The organism is Pseudonocardia sp. P-1 (genome assembly GCF_058111925.1).
Window position 1 is genome coordinate 4,325,342 of the sequence record NZ_CM176614.1, and the last position, 23,147, is coordinate 4,348,488.

The window sequence follows — 23,147 nt, forward strand, 5'->3', positions numbered from 1 at the left end:
CACCACCCCCGAATCCTCCGGAGCGTGCCCGTGGACCTCATCGACTACCTGGCGTGCGTGGGTCTGTCCGGCCTCAGCGGAGCGCTGGCCGGGCGGGCCGCGGTGCGGCGGATGCTGTGGCCCCGGCCGCCCCGCGGATCGGTGATGCGCAGCTGGCGCGGCCCGGGACACGGCGGTCCGCCACCGGGCGGGCCGGGACGGCGGAGACGGGCCGGCTGAGGTGCGCGGATCAGGCGAAGTCGCCGGCGGCGCGGCGCACCGAGCGCAGCAGCGCGGTCAGCTGCTCCTCCTCCGCCGGGTCCAGCCCGGACAGGCCGAAGTCGATGCCGGTCACCGCGGCCGTGGCCTTCTCCAGCCGGGCGCGCCCCTCGGTGGTCAGCTCGACCAGGGTGGCGCGGCGGTCGGTGGGGTGCGGCATCCGCCGGACGAGGTCGTCGCCCTGCAGGCGGTCGACGATGTTGGTCACGCTCGTCGGGTGCAGCTGCAGGCGCTCGCCCATCACCCGCATCGGGAGGCTGCCGCGGCGCGCGAAGTCCAGCAGCACCAGGGCCTCGTAGCGGGCGAAGGTCAGCCCGTGCGGCCGCAGCGCCGTGTCGACGGCGGAGAGCAGGATCTGCTGCACCCGCATCACGCTGGTGACCGTCGCCATCGTGCGCGCGGGGCCGACCCGCTCCTCCCAGAGCTCGGCCGCACGCTGGATCGGGTCGAAGGGGAGCGACCCGCGGGATGCCATGGCCCGACGCTAGCAAGTGCCGTGACCGGATCCGTTCCGTACGCCGGGCGTGGCACGGTGTCGGCATGCTCTTCGCCTTCAGCATCGCCCCGTCCGGATCGGACTCCGGGGACGGCAGCGTCGGTGCGGCCGTCGCCGAGGCCGTCCGGGTGGTCCGCGAGTCCGGCCTGCCGAACGAGACCACCTCGATGTTCACCACGATCGAGTCCGAGACCTGGGACGAGGGGATGGCGGTGGTCAAGCGCGCCGTCGAGGCCGTCACCGCCGTGTCGCCGCGGGTCAGCCTGGTCCTCAAGGCCGACATCCGGCCCGGGTACCAGGGGCAGCTGCGGGCCAAGGTGGAGCGGGTCGAGGAGCACCTGCGCGGGGGCGGCGCGTGAGCGCCCCGGCCGGACCGGGGGCCGGGGGACCCGGTCCGGCACGGGTCGTGCTGGTCCACGGCGCCTGGCACCGCGGGGTGTCGTGGGCGCCGGTGGCCGAGGCACTGGCGGCCCGGGGTGTGGCGGCGGTCGCGCCGGACCTCCCGTCCGACGAGCCGGGGGTCGGCCACGCCGAGCTCGTCGGCGCGGTCCTGTCCGGGGCCGGCGACGGGCCGGGCGGGCCCGGTCACCGGGGCGACGGTCCGCCGCTCGTGCTGGTCGGCCACTCGCTCGGCGGCCTCGTGGCCACCGCGGCCGCCGGCCGGATCGCCGACCGCGTCCGGGCGCTGGTCCTGGTCGCGGCGCTCGTCCCCGAGCCGGGTCGTCCCTACCGGGACCGGATGCGTGCCGAGCGCGACCTGATGGTCGCCGGCTACGACGCCGAGATCCGTCGCGGCCCGGGGGTCAGCACGTACTGGCCGGACGCACGGGCCGTCGCCGACGGGCTCTACCGGGGCGTCGCCGACGAGCTCGACGCGGCGGGACGCGACGGTCGGGCCGTGGTCGCGGACGCGGCGGCGGAGCTGCGCCCGCAGGACTGGTCGCTGCTCGCCGAGCCGTGCCCGGTGTCGTCGTGGCCCGCGGTGCCGACGGTGTCGGTGGTGTGCGCGGAGGACCGGGTCGTCAGCCCCGTCGCGGGACGGCGGGAGGCGGACCGGGTCGGCGCGCGGCTCGTGGAGCTCGCGGGCGGGCACTTCCCGATGCTCACCCGGCCGGAGGAGACGGCGGAGCTGCTGGCCGGGCTCGCCGCGCCGGCCTGACGACGGGCCCTGCCGGCCGACGCGCACCGGGGCGGGGTCACCGGAGCGCCGGTGGCCGGGACGACGACGGCCGGTGACGGGAGACCCGTCACCGGCCGTCGGGCGTCCGGACCGGGTCCGGAGGCCGTGTCGTCGTCGCGGCGTACCGCGAGGAGAGCCGTCGTCAGCCCGCCATGATCGTCGAGAAGTAGTACACGCCGGCGAGGATGCCGACGAAGCTGACGGTCATGCCGATCTGGGCGAGCTTGGCCATGCCCGGCTTGCGGTAGGCGAGGAAGCCGGTGACCAGGCCCGCGGCACCCAGGATCCAGGCGGCGATCGGGACGAGGAACGCGGCGATCGCGATGATGCCCAGCGCCAGCGACGCGTAGGCCAGGGTCGGCTTGTCGGTCGTCTGCATGTTGCTCATCGGGTTGGAGCCCTCCGTTGTGCGCCGGGGTGCCGGCGGTCGTTCTGTCGGGGAAGGGAACCGCGGGGTGGGGCAACCGGGGGAACGCCCCGCCGCGGTCACGCAGAGTCAGCATCGAGTCCCTGCAGGGTGTTCAACGAGTGACGACGCCCGGTGTTGCTCCGCCGGTCCGGTGATCGTGGGAGCGCCGTCGTCCCCGCCGTCGGCCGTGCGGCCCGGTACCGGGGGCCGGGCCGGCGACCGAACGGCGCAGGGGCGGCCGGACGGAGCAGCGTCGCCCGGGGTGGGGAGGGGACGGGCCGGGAGCGGACGAGGGCCCGAGCCGGCGAGGGGATGACGCCGACCGGCCGGTGGCGCACGGGTCGCGCGGGGGCGCGTGTCACCGGGCGGGGCGTGTCACGCCGGACACCCGGACGTGCCAGGATGGACGGCGTGTCTCGCCCAGATCCTCGTCAGGCGGCCCAGCGTGCGGCGATGTCCTCGGCCATGGCCGGGGCGGTCGACCTCTCCGGGCTGAAGGCCCGTGCCGATGCGGCGAACCGTCCCGCCCCGTCCGGCGGCGGCGCGGGTGCTCCGCCCGCGCCCGGAGGGGGCGACGGCTCGTGGGTCGTCGACGCGACCGAGCAGGGCTTCCAGAACGAGGTCCTCGAGCCGTCGCTGCAGGTCCCGGTCGTCGTCGAGCTGTGGGCCAGCCGTTATCCGCGCGAGGAGCAGCTGTCGGCCGAGCTGGAGCGGCTCGCCTCGACCGGCGGCGGCGCCTGGCGCCTGGCCCGGGTCGACATCGACACCCAGCCCCGGGTCGCCCAGGCCTTCGGCGTGCAGCAGGTCCCGATGCTGGTCGTGCTCGTCGGCGGTCAGCCGGTCGACGCGGTCAACGGCGCGATCCCCGGGGACCGGGTCGCCGAGTGGGTGAAGTCCCTGCTCGACGCGCTGCGCGACCGGATGCCCGCCATCGCCGAGGGGGAGCGCCGGGCGGCCGCGGCCGGTTCGGACGAGCCCGTCGAGGAGCCCGAGGACCCGCGCTTCACCGCCGCCGAGGACGCCCTGGAACAGGGTGACTACGCCGCCGCCGAGGCCGCCTACACCGCGATCCTCGACACCGAGCCCGCCAACGAGCAGGCGAAGGCGGCGCTGGCGCAGGTCCGCTTCCTCGCCCGCGCCGAGCAGGCCGACCCGTCGTCGATCGAGCGGGCCGACGCCGCGCCCGACGACGTCGACGCCCAGCTCGCCGCGGCCGACGCCGAGCTGGCCGCCGACCGGGTCGAGGCCGCCTTCACCCGGCTGGTCGGCACCGTCGCCCGGACCGGGGGCGAGGACCGTGACCGGGCCCGCGGGCACCTCGTCGGGCTCTTCGAGCTCTTCCCGGCCGACGACCCGCGGGTCGCCACGGCCCGGCGCGCGCTCGCCCGCGCCCTGTTCTGAGCCGGACCCCGCCCCGATGACCCACCGGCCGCCGGAGGTCCGCCTGCGGACCCCGCGGCCGCCGGAGACGGTGCCCACGAGGACCGGGTCGGCATCGGCCGGTCGGCGGGACACGCAATGACCGCGGACCTCCGGCCGGGCCCCGCCGCGGCGGACCCCGTGCGGACGGGGTGGACCGGGCGGACGGCGCGACGGGCGCGCACGGTGCGCGCCGCCGTGCACCGCCTCGCCCGTCCGGTGGCGCCGGTCGTCGCCGTCGCCGCGCTGGTGACCGCGGCACTGCTGTTCCTGCTGGGCGGCCCGCCGTTGCTGCGTTGGATCCCGGCGACCGACATCGCGCGGATGCACGTCGACTTCGACACCTTCCGGGCCTCGGCGTACGCGCTGGTCCGGCACGGCCCGGGCAGCGCCGCGATCTACGACACCGGCGCCCGCCTGCACAACCTCAACCCGCCGCTGCTGTCGGTGCTGCTCGCGCCGCTGGCCCTGCTCGACCCGGTCAGCGGCTACCGGCTGCTGACGGCGCTGTCGGTGCTGCTCGTCGCCGGGTCGGTGCTGCTGGTCTGCCGGGAGCTGCGGCTGGGCCGCCGCTGGACGACCGGCGCGCTCGTGGTGGTGCTGGCGTCGTCGCCGCTGCACGGGACGCTGCTGCTGGGCCAGATCTATCCGCTGCTGCTGGCCGGGCTGACCGCGGGCTGGGTCGCCGAACGGCGCGGGCACCCGCTGCTGGCCGCCGCCTGCTACGGCGTGACGGTCGCCCTCAAGCCCTCGCTCGCGCCGGTGCTGCTGCTCCCCGCCGTGCAGGCCCGGTGGCGGCCGTTCGCGGCCGGGATCGCCGCCGCGGCGGTCGCGACGCTCGTCGGCGTCGCCGTCGCCGGGTGGCCGACGGCGTTCCAGTGGCTGGCGATGGCGCTGGCCGAGCCGGTCGGCCCCACCCCGGACAACGCGTCGCTCCCGGGCCAGGCGCTGCGCTGGGGGATCCCGACCGTCGTCGGGACCCTCGTGGGCGCGGGGGTCGCGGTCGGCACGCTCGTCCACCTCGGGCGGCGTACCCGCCGGTACGGAGCGGGCCCGGCCGCGGGCACCGACCCGGGCGGGACGGCGCTGTTCGCGGTGCTCGCCACCGGTCTGCTGGCCGCGCCGATCGCCTGGCACAACTACCTGCTGCTGCTCGTGCCCGGGCTGCTGGCGCTCGTCGCGTCCGGGGAGGCGGGGGACACCCGCCGCCGGGTCGTCGTCGCGGTCGGGTGTCTCGCCGTCGTCCCGGTGAGCTGGTCGGACCTGTGGGCCGACGGCGGCTGGGCGACCCCGCTCGGGCGGGCGCTCTACACGGCGGTGCTCCTGGTGACCTGGTGGTCGCTGCTGCGTCCGGCGACCGGACCGGTTCCCGGCGGGTCCTTCCGCTCTGCGGAAGAGTCGGCCCGCGCACCGGCCTGACGGTCCAGACTCCGCGCCACCCGAGACGCAAGGAGGCTCCCGGATGGCGCAGACGTCACGGCCCGACCCCGCCCGCGGACCCACCACCGCCCCCGACGCCGTCCGCCACGGGGGCTGGGTGGCCCCACTGTGCTGGGCGGCGGTGGCGCTCGAGGGCTTCGACCTGGTGGTGCTCGGCGTCGTGCTGCCGTCGCTGCTGGAGGAGCCCGCCTGGGGCCTGACCCCGGCGACGGCGTCGCTGGTGTCCACCGCCGGGCTGCTCGGTGTGATGGCCGGCGCCCTCTCGGCGGGCCCGCTCGCCGACCTCGTCGGACGGCGCCGGGCGATGCTGGCGACCGTCGTCGCGTTCTCCGTGCTGACGCTGCTGTGCGCGGTCGCGACCGGTCCGTGGACGTTCGGCGCGCTGCGCTTCCTGGCCGGGCTCGGCCTGGGCGGGGTGCTGCCGGTGGCGCTGGCGATGGTGAACGAGCACAGCAGGCCCGGGCGCGGCGGCAGCGCGACCACGACCCTGATGACCGGCTACCACGTCGGCGCCGTCGCGACCTCGCTGCTCGGGATCCTGGTCATCCCGGTCTGGGGCTGGCGGCCCATGTTCGTGCTCGGCGCGCTCCCGGCGATCGTGCTGGTCCCGCTGCTGGCCCGGTACCTGCCGGACACGCTGCCCGCCGAGGCCCGCGCGACGGCCGCACCGGCCGGGCCGCGGTCGCGCAACCCGGTCGCCCAGCTCGTCCGCGACGGCTACCTGCGCTCGTCGGTGGCGTTCTGGGTCGCCTCGTTCATGGGGCTGCTGCTGGTCTACGGCCTCAACACCTGGCTGCCGCAGATCATGCGGGTCGCCGGGTACGGGCTCGACGCGGCGCTGGCCCAGCTGCTCGTACTGAACGTCGGCGCGATCGTCGGTCTGCTCGTCGCGGGCCGGGTCGCCGACCGGATCGGGCTGCGCACGGCGACGGTCGGCTGGTTCGCCGCGGGCGCGGTCTTCCTGGCGCTGCTCGCGGTGCCGCTGCCCGGCGGCGGGATCTACGTCAGCGTCCTGCTCGCGGGCGTGTTCGTGTTCAGCTCGCAGGTGCTCGTCTACGCGTTCGTCAGCCGGCACTACCCGGACCACGCCCGGGCCTCGGCGCTCGGGGCGGCCAGCGGGATCGGCCGGCTCGGCGCGATCTGCGGGCCCCTCCTCGGCGGTGTGCTGCTCACCGCGGGCCTCGCCTACCCGTGGGGCTTCTTCGCGTTCGGGGCGGTCGCCGCGCTGGGGGCCCTGGCGGTACTGGCGGTACCCGGCGACCGGCGCGTGACGGGGTGAGCCGATGGCACGCGTGTGGATCGGCCCCGACGACGAACCATCCCCCAGCAGGCCACCGGCCCGGGGCGACCGACCACCGGTGGACGACACCGTGACGGGACGACCGAGCCCGGCCGGCCCCCACCGCGCCGGTGCGGGGGCCCGCCACACCCGTCACTCCGCCGACCGCGACCGGCCCGGCGAGAGACCCTGCACCACCGACCGCTGACCGCGACCGGCCCGGCGAGGGGCCGGTCGCGGGTGGCCGAGGTCAGTCGCCGGCGGTGGTCCCGGTGTCCGACGCGCCCGTCCCGGAGCTCCCGTTGACGAACGTGCCGGTGCGCACCGCCCGGACACCGACGGTGCCGGGCGCGGGCGCGACCGAGGTGGAGACCGGATCGGCGCCCGGGACGTCCTGCGAGTCGTCCGGCCCCGGGTCGACGAGGCCGGCCGGGTCCGCCGGGGCGGCGGAGACCCGCAGGTCGTCGTCCGGGGTCACCGGTGCCTCGACGTCGGTGTCCTCCGGCTCGTCGGGCAGCGCGGCGGCCGGCAGCGCCGGCGGGACCGTCGCGGCCGGGGCCGCCTCCTGCGCCGGGGCGGACAGCACCGGGCCGCCGGTCTCCTCCGGCACGAGCCACAGCACACCCGACGGCGGGAGCCGCAGCACCGCCGACGCGGGCTGGCCGTGCCACATGACCTGCTCGCCCCTGACCCGCCCGAGGTTGCCCACCCCGGACCCGCCGTAGGCCGACGCGTCGGTGTTGACGACCTCGGTCCAGTTCCCGGCGAACGGCAGCCCCACCCGGTAGTCCTCGCGGGGGGAGCCGGAGAAGTTCGCGACGCAGGCCAGCACGGTGGCGCGGCCCTCGGCGTCGACGCCGTGGCGCAGGAACGAGAACACGTTGCCCTGCGCGTCGTTGGCGTCGATCCAGCCGAAGCCGTCCGGGGTGGTGTCGCGCGACCACAGCGCGGACTGCGCGCGGTAGGTCCGGTTCAGGTCCCCGACGAGGGTGGTGATCCCGCCGTGCAGCGGGTCGTCGCTCTGCAGGTGCCAGTCCAGCGACCGCTGCTCGGACCACTCGCGCGGTTGCCCGAACTCGCCGCCCATGAACAGCAGCTGCTTGCCCGGGTGCGCCCACATGTAGGCCAGCAGTGCGCGGACCCCGGCGGCCTTGTTCCAGTCGTCGCCGGGCATCCGGGTCCACAGCGACCCCTTGCCGTGCACGACCTCGTCGTGGCTGATCGGCAGCACGTAGTTCTCGCTGAACGCGTACATCAGCGAGAAGGTCATCTGGTTGTGGTGGTAGCTGCGGTGGATGGGGTCGCGCCCGGTGTAGTCGAGCGTGTCGTGCATCCAGCCCATGTTCCACTTGAGCCCGAACCCGAGACCGCCCATGTAGGTGGGCCGGGTGACGCCCGGCCAGGCGGTGGACTCCTCGGCGATCGTGACGACACCCGGGTGCTCCCGGTAGACGGTCGCGTTCATCTCCTGCAGGAACGCCACCGCGTCGAGGTTCTCCCGGCCACCGTGGACGTTGGGCAGCCACTGGCCGTCGGCGCGGGAGTAGTCCAGGTAGAGCATCGAGGCGACGGCGTCGACGCGCAGGCCGTCGATGTGGAACGACTCGAGCCAGTACAGCGCGTTCGCGACGAGGAAGTTGCGGACCTCGTTGCGGCCGAAGTCGAACACGAGCGTGCCCCAGTCGGGCTGCTCGCCGCGGCGCGGGTCGGCGTGTTCGTAGCAGGCCGTGCCGTCGAAGCGGGCCAGCGCCCACTCGTCGCGCGGGAAGTGCGCGGGCACCCAGTCGACGATCACGCCGTAGCCCGCGCGGTGCAGCCGGTCGACGAAGTACCGGAAGTCGTCGGGCGTGCCGAACCGCGAGGTCGGGGCGAAGTACGAGGTCACCTGGTAGCCCCAGGACCCGCCGAACGGGTGCTCGGCCACCGGTAGCAGCTCGACGTGGGTGAACCCGGTGGTGTCCAGGTAGGCCACCAGCCGCTCGGCGATCTCGCGGTAGTCCAGCCCCGGCACCCAGGAGCCGAGGTGCATCTCGTAGACGCTCATCGGTTCCGCGTGCGGGCGGCGCCGGGCGCGGTCGGCCATCCACGCGTCGTCGGTCCACTCGTGGACGTCACGGGTCACGACCGACGCCGTCTGCGGCGGGATCTCGGTGGCGAAGGCCATCGGGTCGGCCTTGTCCCGCCACCGGCCGTCGGGGCCCAGGATGCGGAACTTGTAGCGGTCGCCGACGCCGACGCCGGGCAGGAACACCTCCCAGACGCCGGAGCTGCCCAGCGAGCGCATCGGCAGCGCCCAACCGGCCCAGCCGTCGAAGTCACCGGTGACCCGCACACCGCGGGCGTTCGGCGCCCAGACGGCGAAGCTGGTCCCGGAGACCGGGCCGGAGGGGGTGTCGTAGTCCCGGACGTGTGCGCCGAGGACGTCCCACAGGCGTTCGTGCCGTCCCTCGCCGATGAGGTGCAGGTCCATGTCGCCGAGCGTCGGCAGCCAGCGGTACGGGTCGTCGACGGTCTGCTCGGTCGTGCCGCCGGCGCCGTCGCCGTAGGTCACGAGCAGCCGGTAGTCGCCGCCGGAGCCGGGGACGAGGCCGGAGAACAGTCCGGCGTCGTGCACCCTGGTCAGCTCGCAGGCCTGCGCGCGGTCACCGTTGGGCAGCACCGTCACCGAGACGGCGTGCGGCCGCAGGACACGGACCACGGTGCCGTCGACGTGCGGATGCGCGCCGAGCACCGAGTGGGGGTCGTGGTGGGCACCGCCCAGGAGCCGGTCGGTCGTCGCCTGGTCCGGTGCGTACGCATCGGTCTCGGAGCGGGTCGCTCGGGTCTCCTCGGAGGTCACTGCGGAACCGTACTGCGGGTGACGAACGCCCGCCGCGTGCGGTCGCACAGTGTTGCCGGATCGCAGTCGAGCGTGAGCGGGGGTGCGTCATCCCCGCCCGCGCCGGCGCCGGTGACGGGCCAGCGCCCGTTCCAGGACCGCCTGCAGCGCGCCGGCGGCGCCGTCCCAGGTCTGCTCGGCGGCCCGGGCGCGCACCGCGTCGGAGCGCTGCGTCCATGTCGTGTCCAGCGCGCGCACGGCGGCGGCGAACCCGGCGTCGTCGCCCGGCGCGACGAACACCCCGGCGTCGCCCGCGACCTCGCGGAAGGCCGGGATGTCGGTGACGACGACGGGGCAGCCCCGCGCCATGGCCTCCAGCACCGGGAGCCCGAACCCCTCGTCGCGGGAGGCGGAGACCAGCGCGGTGGCGCCGTCGAGCAGGGCGCGGTAGTCGTCGTCGTCGACGCCGTCGTGGAACACCGGCCGGGCCGGCGCGGCGAGCCGCGCCAGCTCCGCGCGCACCCCGGTCGGGACGGGGGAGATCAGGTGGAGCTCGTGGCCGGGCAACCGGGCCGCGGCCCGGGCCAGGGTCGCGACGTCCTTGTAGGGCATGAACGACCCGGCGTAGACGATCCGGTTCCCCGGCGGCCGGGACCGCGTCGGCGTGCCGGGCGGCAGGTGGAAGTCGGTGGCGTCCGGGACGACGGCGACCTCGCGGCGGGACAGCCGGTGCGCCGCGACCAGGCCCGCGGTCGCGCCGGACACGCATGCGACGGCGTCGGCGCCGGCCAGCAGCAGTCGCTGCGGCCACCACGACAGGTGGTAGGCCCGCCACACCGCCCGCACCGTCGCGGGCAGCCACGGCGGCGGCGCCGGGTGCCGGTAGTAGATGAGGTCGTGCACCGTGAGCACCACCGCGTAGCGGCGTCCGAGCGTGCCCATCGTCTGCATCGGGCTGAAGACGACCGCATCGGGTGACCCGGCGACGATCCGGTTCACCCGCCGCGCGACCAGCGGCTCCCCGGCCCCGGTCGGGGCGGGCAGGGTGTGCGCGGGCCGGTCGGGCAGCCCGTCGCGCTGGCGCGGGTCGGACACCAGCAGCTCCACCGGGGCGATCCGGTCCAGCGCGCGGACCAGCCCGGTGGTGTAGCGGCCGATGCCGTCCGGGCGTCCGGGACGGATGTAGCGGCAGTCGACGAGCACCCTCACCGCGCCACGAAACCCCGGATCTCGCGGGCCGCCCACGCCGGGGCCTCGTAGTGCACGAGGTGGCCGGTGCGCGGCAGCAGGACCAGCCGGGCGTCGGGGAAGGCGGCGGCGAGCGCGTGCTGCCCGGCCGGTGGGGCGACCCGGTCGCGGGCCCCGGCCAGCAGCAGTGTCGGCACCGTGATCCGGGGCGCCCAGGGCCGCACCGAGCCGGAACCGGCGGCGCGGAGGCACTCCAGCAGCGACGCCGTCGTGGCGAAGGTGCCGAAGTGGGCGCGGTGCTCGTCGGCGATCCAGTGACGCAGCAGCGGGTCGCGGGTGGTGGTCATGGAGACGGTCGCGGCGTCGGCGAGCAGCCGGTGGCGCAGCAGGTCGTCGAGGCCGAGCCGGGCGGCACCGGAGTGCAGCAACGCGGTGGCGGCCGTCCCGAGGCCGGTGACGCCGCCGGCGCCCGAGGCGGGCTCGGCGATCGGGTTGACCAGGACCAGCGCCCGCGGGGTGGTCGCGGCGGCGGCGCAGACGGCCGCGGCCACGATCGACCCGAACGAGTGCCCCAGCAGCACCGTGTCCGGGCCGAGGTCGGCGAGCAGCGCCGAGGCCCAGCGGGCGTAGCCGTCGACGTCGTGGGTGCGGTCGGTGAACGGCGGCGACGCCCCGAACCCGGGCAGGTCCGGCACGACGACGCGGTACCCGGCCAGTCGCGACGCCAGCGGCGCGAGCCCGTGGTGGCTGCCGCGCAGCCCGTGCAGCGCCAGCACCGGCGCCCCGTCCGGGTCCCCGAGGGTGTGCACGACGGTGGGCGCGCCGTCGACGACGTGCACGGGAGAGGCCACCGCGAGGGCGGGCGACGGCGTCGCGGTCACCGCCGGGTGTCCGCGTGCCGGCGGGCGCGGCGTGCCGAGCGGAACGCGCGCACCGGCACGACCGGGCGGGCCTTCGTCCGGTACAGCTCCTCGAAGGTGTCCACCGTCGCCGCCAGCGAGTGCTCGGAGGCGATCTGCAGGCTCGCGGCCCCCAGCTCGGCCGCGCCGTCGGGGTCGTCGAGCACCCGGGCCAGCCGGTCGGCGAGCGCGGCGACGTCGCCGTGCGGGTAGCGCCAGCCGTTCACCCCGGGGCGGGCCAGGTGCGGCAGCGCACCCGCGTCGACGGCGACGACCGGCTTCCCGGTCGCCATCGCCTCCAGCGTCACCAGGCTCTGCAGCTCGGCGGTGCCGGCGTTCACGAACACGTCCAGGGCCGGGTAGACGTCGGGGATCTCGTCGTCGGTGAGCCGGCCGGTGAAGGTGATCGCGTGCTCCAGGTGCTCGGCGCGGACCAGGGCGCCCAGCCGGGCCCGCTCCTCGCCGTCGCCGACGACGACCAGCTGCGCGTCGGGCACGGCACCGGCGCGCAGCAGCGCGGTGGCGCGGACCAGCTCGTCGACGTGCTTCTCCCGGTCCAGCCGCCCGACGAAGCCGACCAGCGGCACGCCCTCGGCGATGCCGTGCCGGGCGCGGAACGCGGGCCCGCGACCGGTGGTGTCGGGCCGGAAGCGGCCCAGGTCCAGGCCGTTGGACACGGGCAGCACCGGGCCGGGGACGCCGCCCTGCTCGGCCATCGACGCGGCCAGCGGGGTGGGCGCGGTGACCAGTCCGGCCCGGCTGAGCACGCGCACCGCGTCCCACCAGAACAGCTTCTTGAGCCCGGACTCCGGCAGGTGCAGGAAGCTGATCGCCGGGATGATGTTCTCCGGGATCATGTGCGTGGTCGCCATCGACGGGACGCCGAGGTCGGCGGCCGCGGTGAGCAGCATCCGGCCCAGCACCATGTGGCTCTGCACGTGCACGACGTCGGGCCGGACCCGGCGCAGGATCGCGCGGCAGGTCCGGCGCAGCCCGGGCGGCGGGCAGAGCCGGAAGTCCGGCGGCTTGGGGACGCGGCAGGAGCGGACCCGGTGCTCGGTCACCGGCCCGACCCGGCGCGGCGGGAGGCTGCGCAGGCCGCGCGACGGTGCGACCACGTGCACCTCGTGCCCGCGGGCGGCGAGCTCGGCCGCCAGCCGCTGTCCGGCGTAGCTGGCCCCGTTGACGTCCGGTGCCCAGGTGTCGGCCCCGATCAGGACGCGCACACGTTCTCCTTCCGCGAGGTCCTGGCACGCACCCACAGCGCGCGCCCGGCCACGAGCACCAGGCCCACGCCCAGCCCCACCGCCACGATGATCCACGGCCGGTCGGCCAGCTCCGCGGCGAACCGGCCCCCGACCACCCAGCCGATCCCGACCAGCAGTGCCGAACGCACCGCCGTCAGCGGGACCACCCAGGCCACGAATCGCCGGTACGACACCCCGGCCAGGCCGATGGCCAGGAACGCGGGGATCGCGCCGACGTCCACCAGTTTCGCGCCCAGCACCAACCGGCCCGGACGGCCCCCCACCTTCGCGCGCAGTGCGTCCCAGCGACGCTCGGTCAGACCCAGCCGGACCAGCAGCGGAGCGATGGCAGGTCGGCGCCCGCCGCGCCCGAGGACGTAGAAGGCGGTGTCGGCGACGACGTCGGCGGCGAACGCCACCAGCCACACCACCCACCAGTCGAGCAGCCCGGCGCCCGCGAGCGAGCCCGCGACGACGCTGACGACCGGCCCCTCCACCAGCACACCGAGGAAGAGCACGGCCAGCGTCACGCCGAGCGTGGGCCCGTCGGGGCGCTGGACGAGGCCCAGGACGCCGTCCAGACCGTCCGCACCGAGCAGACCGGCCGGGGTCACGAGAGGTCCTCGGGCCGGGTGGGGGGTGGTCGTCTCACGGTGGGTGTCCTCCTGGTCGGGGAGGATTCCACGATCCCGCGCCAGGCCGCCCGGGGAGTCGGGCGTCGCCCCGGCGTCGTCGGCGGGAAGGTCCGGTGACCACCGGGTGTCGCCGACGGCCCGGACGTGCTAAGCGGTGCCGCGCGCGATCGCGGTGAGCGGGATCGGCAGCCAGGTCGGACGGCTGCGGGTCTCGTAGAGCACCTGGTAGACGGCCTTGTCCAGCTCGTAGGCGCGCAGCAGCGCGGCGTGCGCGCGCGGGTCCTCACCGGCGCGCGCGGCGTAGCCGGCGCAGAACGCGTCACGGTTCGCGGCCGACCAGTCGTGAGCGAGGCGTGCCTCGGTGGTGTCCGAACCGAGACCTGCCCCGGGCGTGTCGGACCGGGTCAGCAGGTGGTGGAAGGCGGCGTAGTCGAAGGAGAACAGCATCCCGACGACGTCGCGCACCGCGGAGTCCGGCGCGCGGCGCTCCTCGGGCGAGGCGGCCGGCTCGCCCTCGAAGTCGATGACCAGCCAGCGGCCGTCCGGGCGGCGCAGCGTCTGCCCGAGGTGCAGGTCGCCGTGCACCCGCTGCACGACAACGGGCGCGCCCAGCGCGGCCACCTCGTCGTAGACGGCGCGGATCGCGGGCACGTGCGGGGCGAGCACCGGCACCTGGTCGGCGACCTCGGCGCACCGCCGGGTCCAGTACGCCGCCAGCTCGCGCGGGTCGGCCTCGGCGGTGCCGAGCTCGGCGCGCAGCGCGACGTGCACGTCGGCGAGCGCCTCACCGAGCGCGCGGGCGTCGCCGGTGAAGTCGGTCCGGTCGCGGACCGCCGCGGTGGCCCGCTCCCAGCCGTCGTGCGAGCCGGCCGCGAACTCCTGCAGCAGCGCGAAGGTGGCGGGCTCGCCGTCGAGGACACCCTCGATCCCGCCCTGCAGCGCCGCGACCGACGTCGACCCGGCCGCGCGCAGCGCCCGGTGCAGCTCCAGGTCGGGGTTCAGACCGGGGGACAGGCGCCGGTAGACCTTGAGGATGGAGCGCTCGCCCCAGCGGACGGAGGTGTTGGACTGCTCGGCGTCGACGACGCGGCCGGTCTCGGTCAGCGGCAGGTCCGCGCCCGGCTCGGGCACGAACGACAGGTCACCGACGGCCGCGCCCTCGGCGATCAGCCGCAGCAGCAGCGCGGTGACGCGCCCGTCGTGCAGGCCGTCGTAGAGGACCTGCCCGTCGTGGTCGCCGATCGGGGCGGCCCCGGCCGGGGCGTGCGGGGCGCGGGCCAGGAGCAGCTGGTAGTGCCGGTCCGGACCGTCGGCGAAGGACACCGCGAGGACCAGCACCTCGAGCCCGGTGACACCCTCGGCGTCGGGCAGCGGGTGCCGCGACGCGACGGCGACACCGGTCAGCGGGCGCCCCTTCTCCGCGAACCAGCGACGCCCGGGCAGCCAGTCGCGCAACAGGCCCGGGAGCGCCGTCAGGTCCTCGGAAGCTCCGGTCGGCCGCACGCGTCGTCCCCCTCCTGCCGGGCGTCCGCCCGGCCTGTGAACACCACCGCGGACCGGTCGCGGCCACCGCCCGCACCACGTCGGGGTACCGGTCGGTGCCACCCGGGCCCGCAGGCGAAAACCCTAACCGGGACAGGCCGACCCGGCCGGGTCAGGAGGTCGGGTGGGCGGTACTGTCCGTGTCGGATCGACCACCCGTTGGTCACGGGCGGTGATCACGCTTCTGTCCGGCATCCCCGTGCCGGGAAACCCATACTGGACGTGGTGCCCGCGGGTACCCCGCGACGGTGCGCACGCGCCCGCGTGCGGATCGCCGTCACAGGGCGCACCGTGGGCCGGACATGCCCAGAACCTGCCCTGACCTGCCCCCCACAGCGACCGGAGGACCGGCGGCGTGACCGAGCGAGAGCCGAAGGCCGACATCCCCCCGACGATCCCGGAGACCCAGGCCCGGATCGCACCGGCCGATCCGCTCGCCGCCGTCGAACCGGTGCCCGCCGAGGCCGAGCACGTCCCGGAGCCACCGGACGTGAACTTCGCCGAGTACTACCACGAGGCGCGTCCGCGGACGCTGCGTCACCGCGCCCGGGTGCGGTCCACGGTGCGGCGCCGGTCGGTGTCGCAGGACGGTCCGGCGTCGGGGGAGAACCCGGTCTACGTGTCGTGGCTGCTGTCCCAGTCGATGCTCGGCCACGCCGACGAGCTGGCCCGCCAGTTCTCCGGGCAGGGCTCGATGTGGCAGAACCCCTACGCCAGCCCCGGCCCGCGGCACGCGGTCGAGACGGCGTCGGTGTGGTTCACCGCCTACCCGATCTCGCTGATCACCGCCTCCGGCGAGTCGTTCCTGGCGGCGCTGGGCGACGAGGCGCTGTGGCAGGCGTTCGAGACGATCGGCATCGAGGGTGTCCACACCGGGCCGGTGAAGAAGGCGGGCGGACTCTCGGGCTGGCAGCCCACCCCGAGCGTCGACGGCCACTTCGACCGCATCTCCAACGAGCTCGACCCGGCCTTCGGCACCGAGGACGAGTTCCGCGCGATGTGCGCGACCGCCACCTGGCACGGCGGCACGATCATCGACGACATCGTCCCCGGCCACACCGGCAAGGGCCCGGACTTCCGGCTCGCCGAGCTCGCCTACGGCGACTACCCGGGCATCTACCACATGGTCGAGATCGAGCAGTCCGACTGGGGGATGCTGCCGGACGTACCGCCGGGGAAGGACTCGGCCAACCTCGACGCCGCGACCGAGGAGGCACTGGAGAAGGCCGGCTACATCGTCGGCCGGCTGCAGCGGGTCATCTTCTACCGCGAGGGCGTGAAGGAGACCAACTGGTCGGCGACCGGCGAGGTCACCGGCGTCGACGGCGTCGTGCGGCGCTGGGTGTACCTGCACTACTTCAAGGACGGCCAGCCGTCGGTCAACTGGCTGGACCCGACCTTCGCGGGCATGCGGATGGTCATCGGCGACGCCCTGCACTCGCTGGCCGACCTCGGCTCGGGTGCGCTGCGCCTGGACGCGAACGGCTTCCTCGGCGTGGAGAAGGCGGGCTCCGGGAACCCCGGCTGGTCCGAGGGGCACCCGCTGTCGGAGGCCGCGAACCACCTCATCGCGAGCATGGTGCGCAAGGTCGGCGGGTTCACCTTCCAGGAACTGAACCTGACCGTCGACGACATCAAGGTCACCTCCGAGGCGGGCGCGGACCTGTCCTACGACTTCATCAACCGCCCCGCCTACCACCACGCGCTCGCGACCTCCGACACCGAGTTCCTGCGGCTGACCCTGCGCACCGCGCTGGATCTGGGCGTCGACCCGGCGTCGCTGGTGCACGCGCTGCAGAACCACGACGAGCTGACCTACGAGCTCGTGCACTGGACCGCGGGCCACACCGACGAGCTCTTCCACTTCCGCGGCGAGGACATGCGCGGCGGGGATCTGGCCGACACGATCCGCCGCGACCTGTGCGACGTCCTCACCGGACCGGACGCGCCGTACAACCTGATCTTCACGACGAACGGGATCGCCTGCACCACCGCGACCGTCATCGCCGCCTCGCTCGGCATCTCCGCGCTCGACGACATCGGCCCCGACGACGTCGAGCGCATCCGGCGGGTGCACCTGCTGCTGGTCATGTTCAACGCCTTCCAGCCCGGGGTGTTCGCGCTGTCGGGCTGGGACCTGCTGGGCATGCTGACGCTGCCGCCGGACTCGGTCTCGGACCTGCTGAACTCCGGGGACACCCGGTGGATCTCGCGGCCGGCGCACGACCTGATGGGGCACCGGCCGGACGCCGAGCGGTCCTCGTCGGGGATGCCCCGCGGGCGCAGCCTCTACGGGTCGCTGCCCGACCAGCTGACCGAGGAGACCAGCTTCGTCCGCCAGATGCAGGCGATCCTGGCCGTGCGCAAGCGCTCCGGGGTGGCGACGGCCCGCCAGGTCGACGTGCCGGACGTGTCGCACCGCGGCCTGCTGGTGATGGTGCACCTGCTCGACGACGACCGGACCAGCGTGACCGTCCTGAACTTCGCCGACGAGCAGGTGGACGCGTTCGTGCGGTCCGAGCACCTGGCGCCGGGCGCGACGGTCACCGACCTGTTCTCCGGCGAGACCGTCGGCACCGTCGACGACCTCAACGGGTTCCGGATCGGGATGGCCCCGTTCCGGGCGACCGCCGTGGTCCTGGAGCCCCCGGCCGAGGACGCGGGAGCCGCCTGAGCCCTACCGCATGAACGGGCCCCTCGTACGAGGGGCCCGTTCATGCGACGAGGGGTGGGGCTCAGAGCAGCGGGGGCTGCGCCGGCAGCGCGATCACGTGCGCGACGTGGTCGGTCGGAACCAGCCGCACGAAGTTGTACTCGCCCCAGCGGTAGCTCTCGCCCGACACCTCGTCGTGCACCTCGACGACGTCGGTGTACCGCAGCCCCAGCGCCGGCATGTCCAGCTTGAGGGTGCCCTGCTGCGGGGCCGCCGGGTCCAGCGTGCAGACCACGAGCACCTGGTCGCCGGTGGACGGGTCCAGCTTCGAGTACGCGATGATGTTCGTGTTGTCCACCTCGTGGAAGTGGATCTCGCGCAGCTGCTGGAGCGCCGGGTGGGCGCGGCGGATCTCGTTGAGCCGGGTCATGTACGGCTCCAGCGAGCGCCCCTGGTTCAGGGCGGACTCGAAGTCCCGCGGACGCAGCTCGTACTTCTCCGAGTCCAGGTACTCCTCGCTGCCCGGCTTGACCGGGGTGCCCTCGTACAGCTCGAAGCCGGAGTAGACGCCCCAGGTGGGCGACATCGTCGCGGCCAGGGTGGCCCGGATCGCGAACATCGCCGGGCCGCCGGTCTGCAGCGACTCGTGCAGGATGTCCGGGGTGTTGGTGAACAGGTTCGGACGGCACTCGTCGGCGTGCTCGGCGTGCATCGTCGCGAAGTCGGCGAGCTCCTCCTTCTCCGTCCGCCACGTGAAGTACGTGTAGGACTGGGTGAAGCCCAGCCGCGCGAGCCCGAACAGCCGGGCCGGGCGGGTGAACGCCTCGGCCAGGAACAGCACCTCCGGGTGGGTCCGCTTGACCTCCCAGATCAGCCAGTGCCAGAAGTTCGGCGGCTTGGTGTGCGGGTTGTCGACGCGGAAGATCGTCACCCCGTGCTCGACCCACTTCAGCACCACGCGCAGGCACTCGGCGTAGATGCCCGCCGGGTCGCGGTCGAAGTTCAGCGGGTAGATGTCCTGGTAGCGCTTCGGCGGGTTCTCCGCGTAGGCGATGGTGCCGTCCGGGCGGACGGTGAACCACTCCGGGTGCTCGGTGACCCACGGGTGGTCCGGGGCGCACTGCAGCGCCAGGTCGAGTGCGACCTCCATGCCCAGCTCGTTCGCCCGCGCGACGAACGCGTCGAAGTCGTCGAAGTCGCCCAGCTCGGGGTCGATCGCGTCGTGCCCGCCCGCGGCCGAGCCGATCGCCCACGGGGAGCCGACGTCGCCCGGCTCGGCGTGGGTGGAGTTGTTGCGGCCCTTGCGGTGCACCGTGCCGACCGGGTGGATCGGCGGCAGGTAGACGACGTCGAAGCCCATCCGCGCGACGCGGTCGAGCTCCTTCGACGACGTCGCGAACGTGCCGTGCACCGGCCGGCCGGTCTCGTCCCGCCCGCCGGTGGAGCGCGGGAAGAACTCGTACCAGGAGCCGTACAGCGCGCGGGGCCGGTCGACGAAGATCGTCCGCTCCGGGCCGCGGGTGATGAGCTCCCGGACCGGGCGCTCGGTCATGATCGCGACGACGGCGTCGAACAGGGCCGGGGCGACCCGCGCGCGCAGCGGCAGCGCGGTGTCCCGCAGCGTGTTCGCGGCGCCGAGCAGCAGGTCGCGGCTGTCCTTCTCGGCCGGGCGACGCCCCACCCTGGCGAGCAGCCGGGCGCCGACCTCGAGGTCGTTGGCCAGCTCCTCGGCCGTCTGTCCCGCGGCGATCTTCTTCTCCACGCCCGAGCGCCAGGTCGCCCACGGGTCGCTCCACGCGTCGACGCGGAAGGTCCAGCGACCCTCGGCGTCGGGGCGGACCCAGGCCACGAAGCGGTCGGTGCCCACCCCGTCGGGCTGCATCCGCACGTACTGCGCGTCGCCCGGCGTCCCGTCGGCCGACAGCGGGGTGAACACGACGTTCGCCGCGACGGCGTCGTGTCCCTCCCGCCACACGGTCGCCCGGATCGGGACGACCTCGCCGACCACGGCCTTGGCCGGGTCTCCGCTCTCCACGAACGGGGTCACGTCGTCGATTCCGAGCCGACCGGTCATCGGCTGCACCCCCAGGAAATTGTCACCGTCGGTAGAAGTCCCACCAGAGTCGAGACGGTCAGTCTGACGCCGCCACGTCACCTGTCGCCACACCCGCGGGACCATCGGCGTGAACGGATCGGAACGGATGTGGACGGAACCGATTCGACGTGCACGGACCCACCGGTCCCGCGGCAGTGCGACCCTACCGGTGGGACCCCGTCCCGGCCGGGCGGGACACCGCGTGCGTGTCGGTGTTCCCGGCTACCCTCGCGGCCGTGAGAGCCCTCCGTCGTTTCACCGTCCGTGCCCAGCTCCCCGCTCCGCTCGCGCCGCTGCAGACACTGGCGACGAACCTGCGGTGGACCTGGCACGCGCCGACCCGGGACCTGTTCGCCTCCCTCGACCCCGCCGCCTGGGACGCGAGCGGGCAGGACCCGGTCCGCCTGCTCGGCGAGATCCCCACCGGGCGGCTCGCCGAGCTCGCCGCCGACGACGCGGTCGCCGCCGAGGTCGCCGAGCGGGCCGCGGAGCTGGAGACCTACCTGTCCGAGCCGCGCTGGTACGACGAGGCCGACGGCGCCGGCAGGCCGTCGGCCGTCGCGTACTTCTCGATGGAGTTCGGCGTCTCGGAGGTGCTGCCCAACTACTCCGGCGGTCTCGGCGTGCTCGCCGGCGACCACCTGAAGGCCGCCTCGGACCTGGGTGTTCCGCTCGTCGCGGTGGGGCTGCTGTACCGGTCGGGGTACTTCCGTCAGTCCCTGTCGCTCGACGGCTGGCAGCTCGAGCACTATCCGGCGATCGACCCACAGGGGTTGCCGCTGCAGCTGCTCACCGACGCCTCCGGCGCGCCGGAGCTCGTCGAGGTCGCGATGCCGGGGGACCGCACGCTGCACGCGCGGATCTGGCAGGCCGCGGTCGGGCGGGTCCCGCTGCTGCTGCTCGACACCGACATCGAGGAGAACGCCGGCTCCGACGGCGGGGCCGACCTGCGCGGGGTCACCGACCGGCTCTACGGCGGCGACCAGAACCACCGCATCCAGCAGGAGATCCTGATCGGTGTCGGCGGGGTCCGCGCGGTCCGCGCGTTCTGCCGGCTCACCGGGCACCCGACGCCGGAGGTCTTCCACACCAACGAGGGCCACGCCGGGTTCCTCGGCTGCGAGCGGATCCGCGAGCTGTGCACCGGCTCGGCGGTGTCGTCCAACGGCGCGGGACCGGCGACGGCGTCCGCGTCGTCCGGCGGGCTGGACTTCGACGAGGCGCTCGCCGCGGTCCGCGCGGGCACGGTGTTCACCACCCACACCCCGGTGCCCGCCGGGATCGACCGGTTCGGCCTGGACCTCGTGCGGCACTACCTCACCGACCGGCTGCTGCCCGGCCTGCCGACCGACCGGCTCCTCGCGCTCGGCGCCGAGGAGGATCCGGAGACGTTCAACATGGCGCACATGGGTCTGCGCCTGGCCCAGCGCGCCAACGGTGTCTCCCGGCTGCACGGGACGGTGTCGCGGGAGATGTTCGGCGGGCTGTGGGCCGGGTTCGACCGCGAGGAGGTGCCGATCGGCTCGGTCACCAACGGCGTGCACGGCCCCACCTGGGAGGCCCACCAGGTCACCGAGCTGCTCGGGGAGCCCGGCAGCAGCACCGCCGAGGTGTCCGACGCCGACGTGTGGGGCCTGCGCAACACGCTGCGGTCCCGGCTGGTCGACGAGGTCCGCCGCCGGGTGCGCGCCGCGTGGCTGGAGCGGGGCGCGTCCGAGCCAGAGCTGGGCTGGACCGACCACGTCTTCGACCGCGACGTGCTCACCGTCGGCTTCGCCCGCCGGGTCCCGACCTACAAGCGGCTCACGCTGATGCTGCGCGACGCCGACCGGCTCCGCAGCCTGCTGCTCGACCCGCACCGGCCGGTGCAGCTCGTCGTCGCGGGGAAGTCGCACCCCGCCGACGACGGCGGCAAGGCGCTGATCCAGCAGATCGTGCGCTTCGCCGACGACGCCGGCGTGCGCCACCGCATCGTCTTCCTGCCCGACTACGACATGTCGATGGCCCGCTACCTCTACTGGGGCTGCGACGTCTGGCTGAACAACCCGCTGCGCCCGCTGGAGGCCTGCGGCACCTCCGGCATGAAGTCCGCGCTCAACGGCGGGCTGAACCTGTCCATCCGCGACGGCTGGTGGGACGAGTTCTACGACGGCGCCAACGGCTGGGCCATCCCCACCGCCGACGGCGTCGAGGACCCGACCCGGCGTGACGACCTCGAGGCCAACGCCCTCTACGAGCTCATCGCCACCCAGGTCGGCCCGGCGTTCTACGACCGCGTCGACGGTGTCCCGCACCGCTGGGTCGAGATGGTCCGCCACACCCTCACCACCCTGCGGCCGAAGGTGCAGGCCACCCGGATGGTGCGGGAGTACGTGCAGGACTGGTACACCCCGGCGGCCCGCGCCGCCGCGGACGCGGCCGCGTCGGACTACGCCGTCGCCCGCGACATCGCGCAGTTCCGGGCCCGGCTGAACAAGGCGTGGAACCACGTCCGGATCACCGGTGTGGACGCGTCCGGGCTGCCCGACACCCCGGTCGTGGGGTCGCCGATAACGGTCCGGGCGGGGGTGGACCTGGCCGGGCTGGACCCGTCGGACGTGACGGTCGAGGCCGTCGTCGGGCGGGTCGACTCCTCCGACGAGCTGGCGGACCCGGTGACCGTCGCGATGGAGCACCGCGGCGACGGATCCTGGGAGGTCGCCGTGCCGCTGCCGCACGCGGGGCTGACCGGGTACACGGTGCGGGTGCTGCCGCACCACCCGCACCTGGCGTCGTCGGTCGAGCTGGGGCGGATCGTCCTGGCGGGCTAGCTAGCGCAGCGTGGCCCGGCTCGTGGTGCGCGCACCCCGCGGGGCGACGGTGGTCAGCGCGAGCTCCCGCGGTCCCGGGGGCAGCGCGCCGACCACGATGTCCTGGGTGGTGGCGTCGCCGCCGCAGGTGCCCGACCAGAGCACCCGGCCGGCCGTCGCGAGCGTGCACGGGCCGGACACGAAGGGGTCGACCGGCGCCTCGCGGGTGGCGCGCACGTGCACGCGCCCGTCGGCGGCGCGGGCCGCGGTGATCGACATCGTGAGGGCGCACGGGGCCTGCTCGCCGTACGTGGTGAGGACGGCGGGCCCCGGCTCGGACCGGCTCTCGTCGACGTCGCGGCTCACCGCGCGCACCGACACCGTGAACGGCGCGAGGCAGTAGTCGCCGTACACCGGGGCGCTGGTGGTGGTCTCGGTCGAGGCGGAGTGGAGGACGGCGCCCGCGTGGTCGCGGACCTCGACGTCGTAGTGGGTGCGCAGGGCGCCCTCGTTCCGGACGGGCGGGGACCAGGACACCTGCAGGCCGAGGCCTCGGGCGCCGCCGCCGGGTACGGGGGAGACCTGCAGGGCCTGCACCGGGCCGGGCGCCGTGAGCGCCTCGGCCGGCGGCGACGGCGGGGCGGGGATCGCCGCCGTCGTGAGCAGAGCGGTGGTGGCCACGGCGGCGACGGCGGTGGCGGCACGGAGAAGACGGGGGAGCGCTCGGGGCACGTGGACTCCCGTTCCACGGGGACAGATGCTCTCGGCGTATCGGAGCAGTGTTGACGTGCGTCACACGA

At 75.0% G+C, this 23,147-nt stretch carries 18 protein-coding genes; 8 read left to right on the top strand and 10 right to left on the bottom strand.

Features of this window, described 5'->3' with window-relative positions; translation table 11 throughout:
* The first annotated feature begins 24 nt into the window (after positions 1-24).
* On the top strand, positions 25-219 hold the full coding sequence (locus AC0GKK_RS21230) for a hypothetical protein (RefSeq protein WP_357436724.1): 195 nt from the start codon (positions 25-27) through the stop codon (positions 217-219).
* Between the two features lie 10 nt (positions 220-229).
* On the opposite strand, the gene AC0GKK_RS21235 is transcribed toward AC0GKK_RS21230, so the two are convergent.
* A complete protein-coding gene (locus AC0GKK_RS21235) occupies positions 230-733 on the bottom strand; it encodes a MarR family winged helix-turn-helix transcriptional regulator (RefSeq protein ID WP_357436720.1) in 504 nt (167 codons plus the stop codon).
* A gap of 65 nt (positions 734-798) precedes the next feature.
* Between AC0GKK_RS21235 and AC0GKK_RS21240 the strand changes: the two genes are divergently transcribed.
* Both AC0GKK_RS21240 and AC0GKK_RS21245 read left to right on the top strand, forming a co-directional pair.
* Entirely contained in the window at positions 799-1,113 is a 315-nt protein-coding gene (locus tag AC0GKK_RS21240) for a thiamine-binding protein (RefSeq protein WP_357436714.1), read from the top strand.
* Positions 1,110-1,913 carry an alpha/beta fold hydrolase gene (locus AC0GKK_RS21245; RefSeq protein WP_489882367.1) on the top strand — a complete coding sequence of 268 codons (804 nt, stop codon included), beginning with the start codon at positions 1,110-1,112 and terminating at the stop codon, positions 1,911-1,913. The genes AC0GKK_RS21240 and AC0GKK_RS21245 overlap by 4 nt, the downstream gene beginning before the upstream one ends.
* Positions 1,914-2,076: 163 nt before the next feature.
* Here the strand turns inward: AC0GKK_RS21245 and AC0GKK_RS21250 are convergent, their stop codons facing one another.
* Positions 2,077-2,322: a hypothetical protein gene (locus AC0GKK_RS21250; RefSeq protein WP_062397308.1), complete on the bottom strand. Its 246-nt coding sequence runs from the start codon at positions 2,320-2,322 to the stop codon at positions 2,077-2,079.
* A gap of 474 nt (positions 2,323-2,796) precedes the next feature.
* Here AC0GKK_RS21250 and AC0GKK_RS21255 point away from each other — a divergent pair, with 474 nt between their 5' ends.
* From AC0GKK_RS21255 to AC0GKK_RS21265, 3 genes are all read left to right on the top strand, one after another.
* On the top strand, positions 2,797-3,744 hold the full coding sequence (locus AC0GKK_RS21255) for a tetratricopeptide repeat protein (protein ID WP_489882368.1): 948 nt from the start codon (positions 2,797-2,799) through the stop codon (positions 3,742-3,744).
* Positions 3,745-3,861: 117 nt separating this feature from the next.
* Complete coding sequence (locus AC0GKK_RS21260; protein WP_489882369.1) at positions 3,862-5,181, top strand: glycosyltransferase family 87 protein; 1,320 nt, start codon at positions 3,862-3,864, stop codon at positions 5,179-5,181.
* 43 nt (positions 5,182-5,224) lie between these two features.
* Entirely contained in the window at positions 5,225-6,481 is a 1,257-nt protein-coding gene (locus tag AC0GKK_RS21265) for an MFS transporter (RefSeq protein WP_251784078.1), read from the top strand.
* Between the two features lie 250 nt (positions 6,482-6,731).
* Here the strand turns inward: AC0GKK_RS21265 and glgB are convergent, their stop codons facing one another.
* From glgB to AC0GKK_RS21295, 6 genes are all read right to left on the bottom strand, one after another.
* Positions 6,732-9,242, bottom strand: coding sequence for a 1,4-alpha-glucan branching protein GlgB (glgB, locus tag AC0GKK_RS21270; protein ID WP_489884045.1), 2,511 nt, complete (start codon positions 9,240-9,242; stop codon positions 6,732-6,734).
* Between the two features lie 165 nt (positions 9,243-9,407).
* Positions 9,408-10,508, bottom strand: coding sequence for a glycosyltransferase family 4 protein (locus tag AC0GKK_RS21275; protein WP_357436697.1), 1,101 nt, complete (start codon positions 10,506-10,508; stop codon positions 9,408-9,410).
* Complete coding sequence (locus tag AC0GKK_RS21280) at positions 10,505-11,368, bottom strand: alpha/beta fold hydrolase (protein ID WP_346105497.1); 864 nt, start codon at positions 11,366-11,368, stop codon at positions 10,505-10,507. The genes AC0GKK_RS21275 and AC0GKK_RS21280 overlap by 4 nt, the downstream gene beginning before the upstream one ends.
* On the bottom strand, positions 11,365-12,612 hold the full coding sequence (locus AC0GKK_RS21285) for a glycosyltransferase (protein WP_357436694.1): 1,248 nt from the start codon (positions 12,610-12,612) through the stop codon (positions 11,365-11,367). The genes AC0GKK_RS21280 and AC0GKK_RS21285 overlap by 4 nt, the downstream gene beginning before the upstream one ends.
* Positions 12,600-13,247, bottom strand: a complete 648-nt coding sequence (locus AC0GKK_RS21290) for a DedA family protein (protein WP_073578481.1) — start codon at positions 13,245-13,247, stop codon at positions 12,600-12,602. The genes AC0GKK_RS21285 and AC0GKK_RS21290 overlap by 13 nt, the downstream gene beginning before the upstream one ends.
* A gap of 168 nt (positions 13,248-13,415) precedes the next feature.
* Positions 13,416-14,771: a maltokinase N-terminal cap-like domain-containing protein gene (locus AC0GKK_RS21295; RefSeq protein WP_489882370.1), complete on the bottom strand. Its 1,356-nt coding sequence runs from the start codon at positions 14,769-14,771 to the stop codon at positions 13,416-13,418.
* 394 nt (positions 14,772-15,165) lie between these two features.
* Between AC0GKK_RS21295 and treS the strand changes: the two genes are divergently transcribed.
* On the top strand, positions 15,166-17,484 hold the full coding sequence (gene treS, locus AC0GKK_RS21300; RefSeq protein ID WP_346105505.1) for a maltose alpha-D-glucosyltransferase: 2,319 nt from the start codon (positions 15,166-15,168) through the stop codon (positions 17,482-17,484).
* Between the two features lie 61 nt (positions 17,485-17,545).
* Here treS and AC0GKK_RS21305 read toward each other — a convergent pair whose 3' ends face one another.
* Complete coding sequence (locus tag AC0GKK_RS21305; RefSeq protein ID WP_489882371.1) at positions 17,546-19,537, bottom strand: alpha-1,4-glucan--maltose-1-phosphate maltosyltransferase; 1,992 nt, start codon at positions 19,535-19,537, stop codon at positions 17,546-17,548.
* A 257-nt stretch (positions 19,538-19,794) separates the two neighbouring features.
* Here AC0GKK_RS21305 and glgP point away from each other — a divergent pair, with 257 nt between their 5' ends.
* Complete coding sequence (gene glgP / locus AC0GKK_RS21310; protein ID WP_489882372.1) at positions 19,795-22,368, top strand: alpha-glucan family phosphorylase; 2,574 nt, start codon at positions 19,795-19,797, stop codon at positions 22,366-22,368.
* Here the strand turns inward: glgP and AC0GKK_RS21315 are convergent, their stop codons facing one another.
* Positions 22,369-23,028: a fibronectin type III domain-containing protein gene (locus AC0GKK_RS21315; RefSeq protein ID WP_489882373.1), complete on the bottom strand. Its 660-nt coding sequence runs from the start codon at positions 23,026-23,028 to the stop codon at positions 22,369-22,371.
* Between the last annotated feature and the right edge of the window lie 119 nt (positions 23,029-23,147).

Excerpts from the sequence above, each read along its gene's own strand:
- AC0GKK_RS21235 (WP_357436720.1), bottom strand. The coding sequence starts at position 733 with ATGGCATCCCGCGGGTCGCTCCCCTTCGACCCGATCCAGCGTGCGGCC.
- AC0GKK_RS21255 (WP_489882368.1), top strand. The coding sequence starts at position 2,797 with ATGTCCTCGGCCATGGCCGGGGCGGTCGACCTCTCCGGGCTGAAGGCC.
- AC0GKK_RS21305 (WP_489882371.1), bottom strand. The coding sequence starts at position 19,537 with ATGACCGGTCGGCTCGGAATCGACGACGTGACCCCGTTCGTGGAGAGC.
- AC0GKK_RS21260 (WP_489882369.1), top strand. The coding sequence starts at position 3,862 with ATGACCGCGGACCTCCGGCCGGGCCCCGCCGCGGCGGACCCCGTGCGG.
- AC0GKK_RS21250 (WP_062397308.1), bottom strand. The coding sequence starts at position 2,322 with ATGAGCAACATGCAGACGACCGACAAGCCGACCCTGGCCTACGCGTCG.
- AC0GKK_RS21265 (WP_251784078.1), top strand. The coding sequence starts at position 5,225 with ATGGCGCAGACGTCACGGCCCGACCCCGCCCGCGGACCCACCACCGCC.
- AC0GKK_RS21240 (WP_357436714.1), top strand. The coding sequence starts at position 799 with ATGCTCTTCGCCTTCAGCATCGCCCCGTCCGGATCGGACTCCGGGGAC.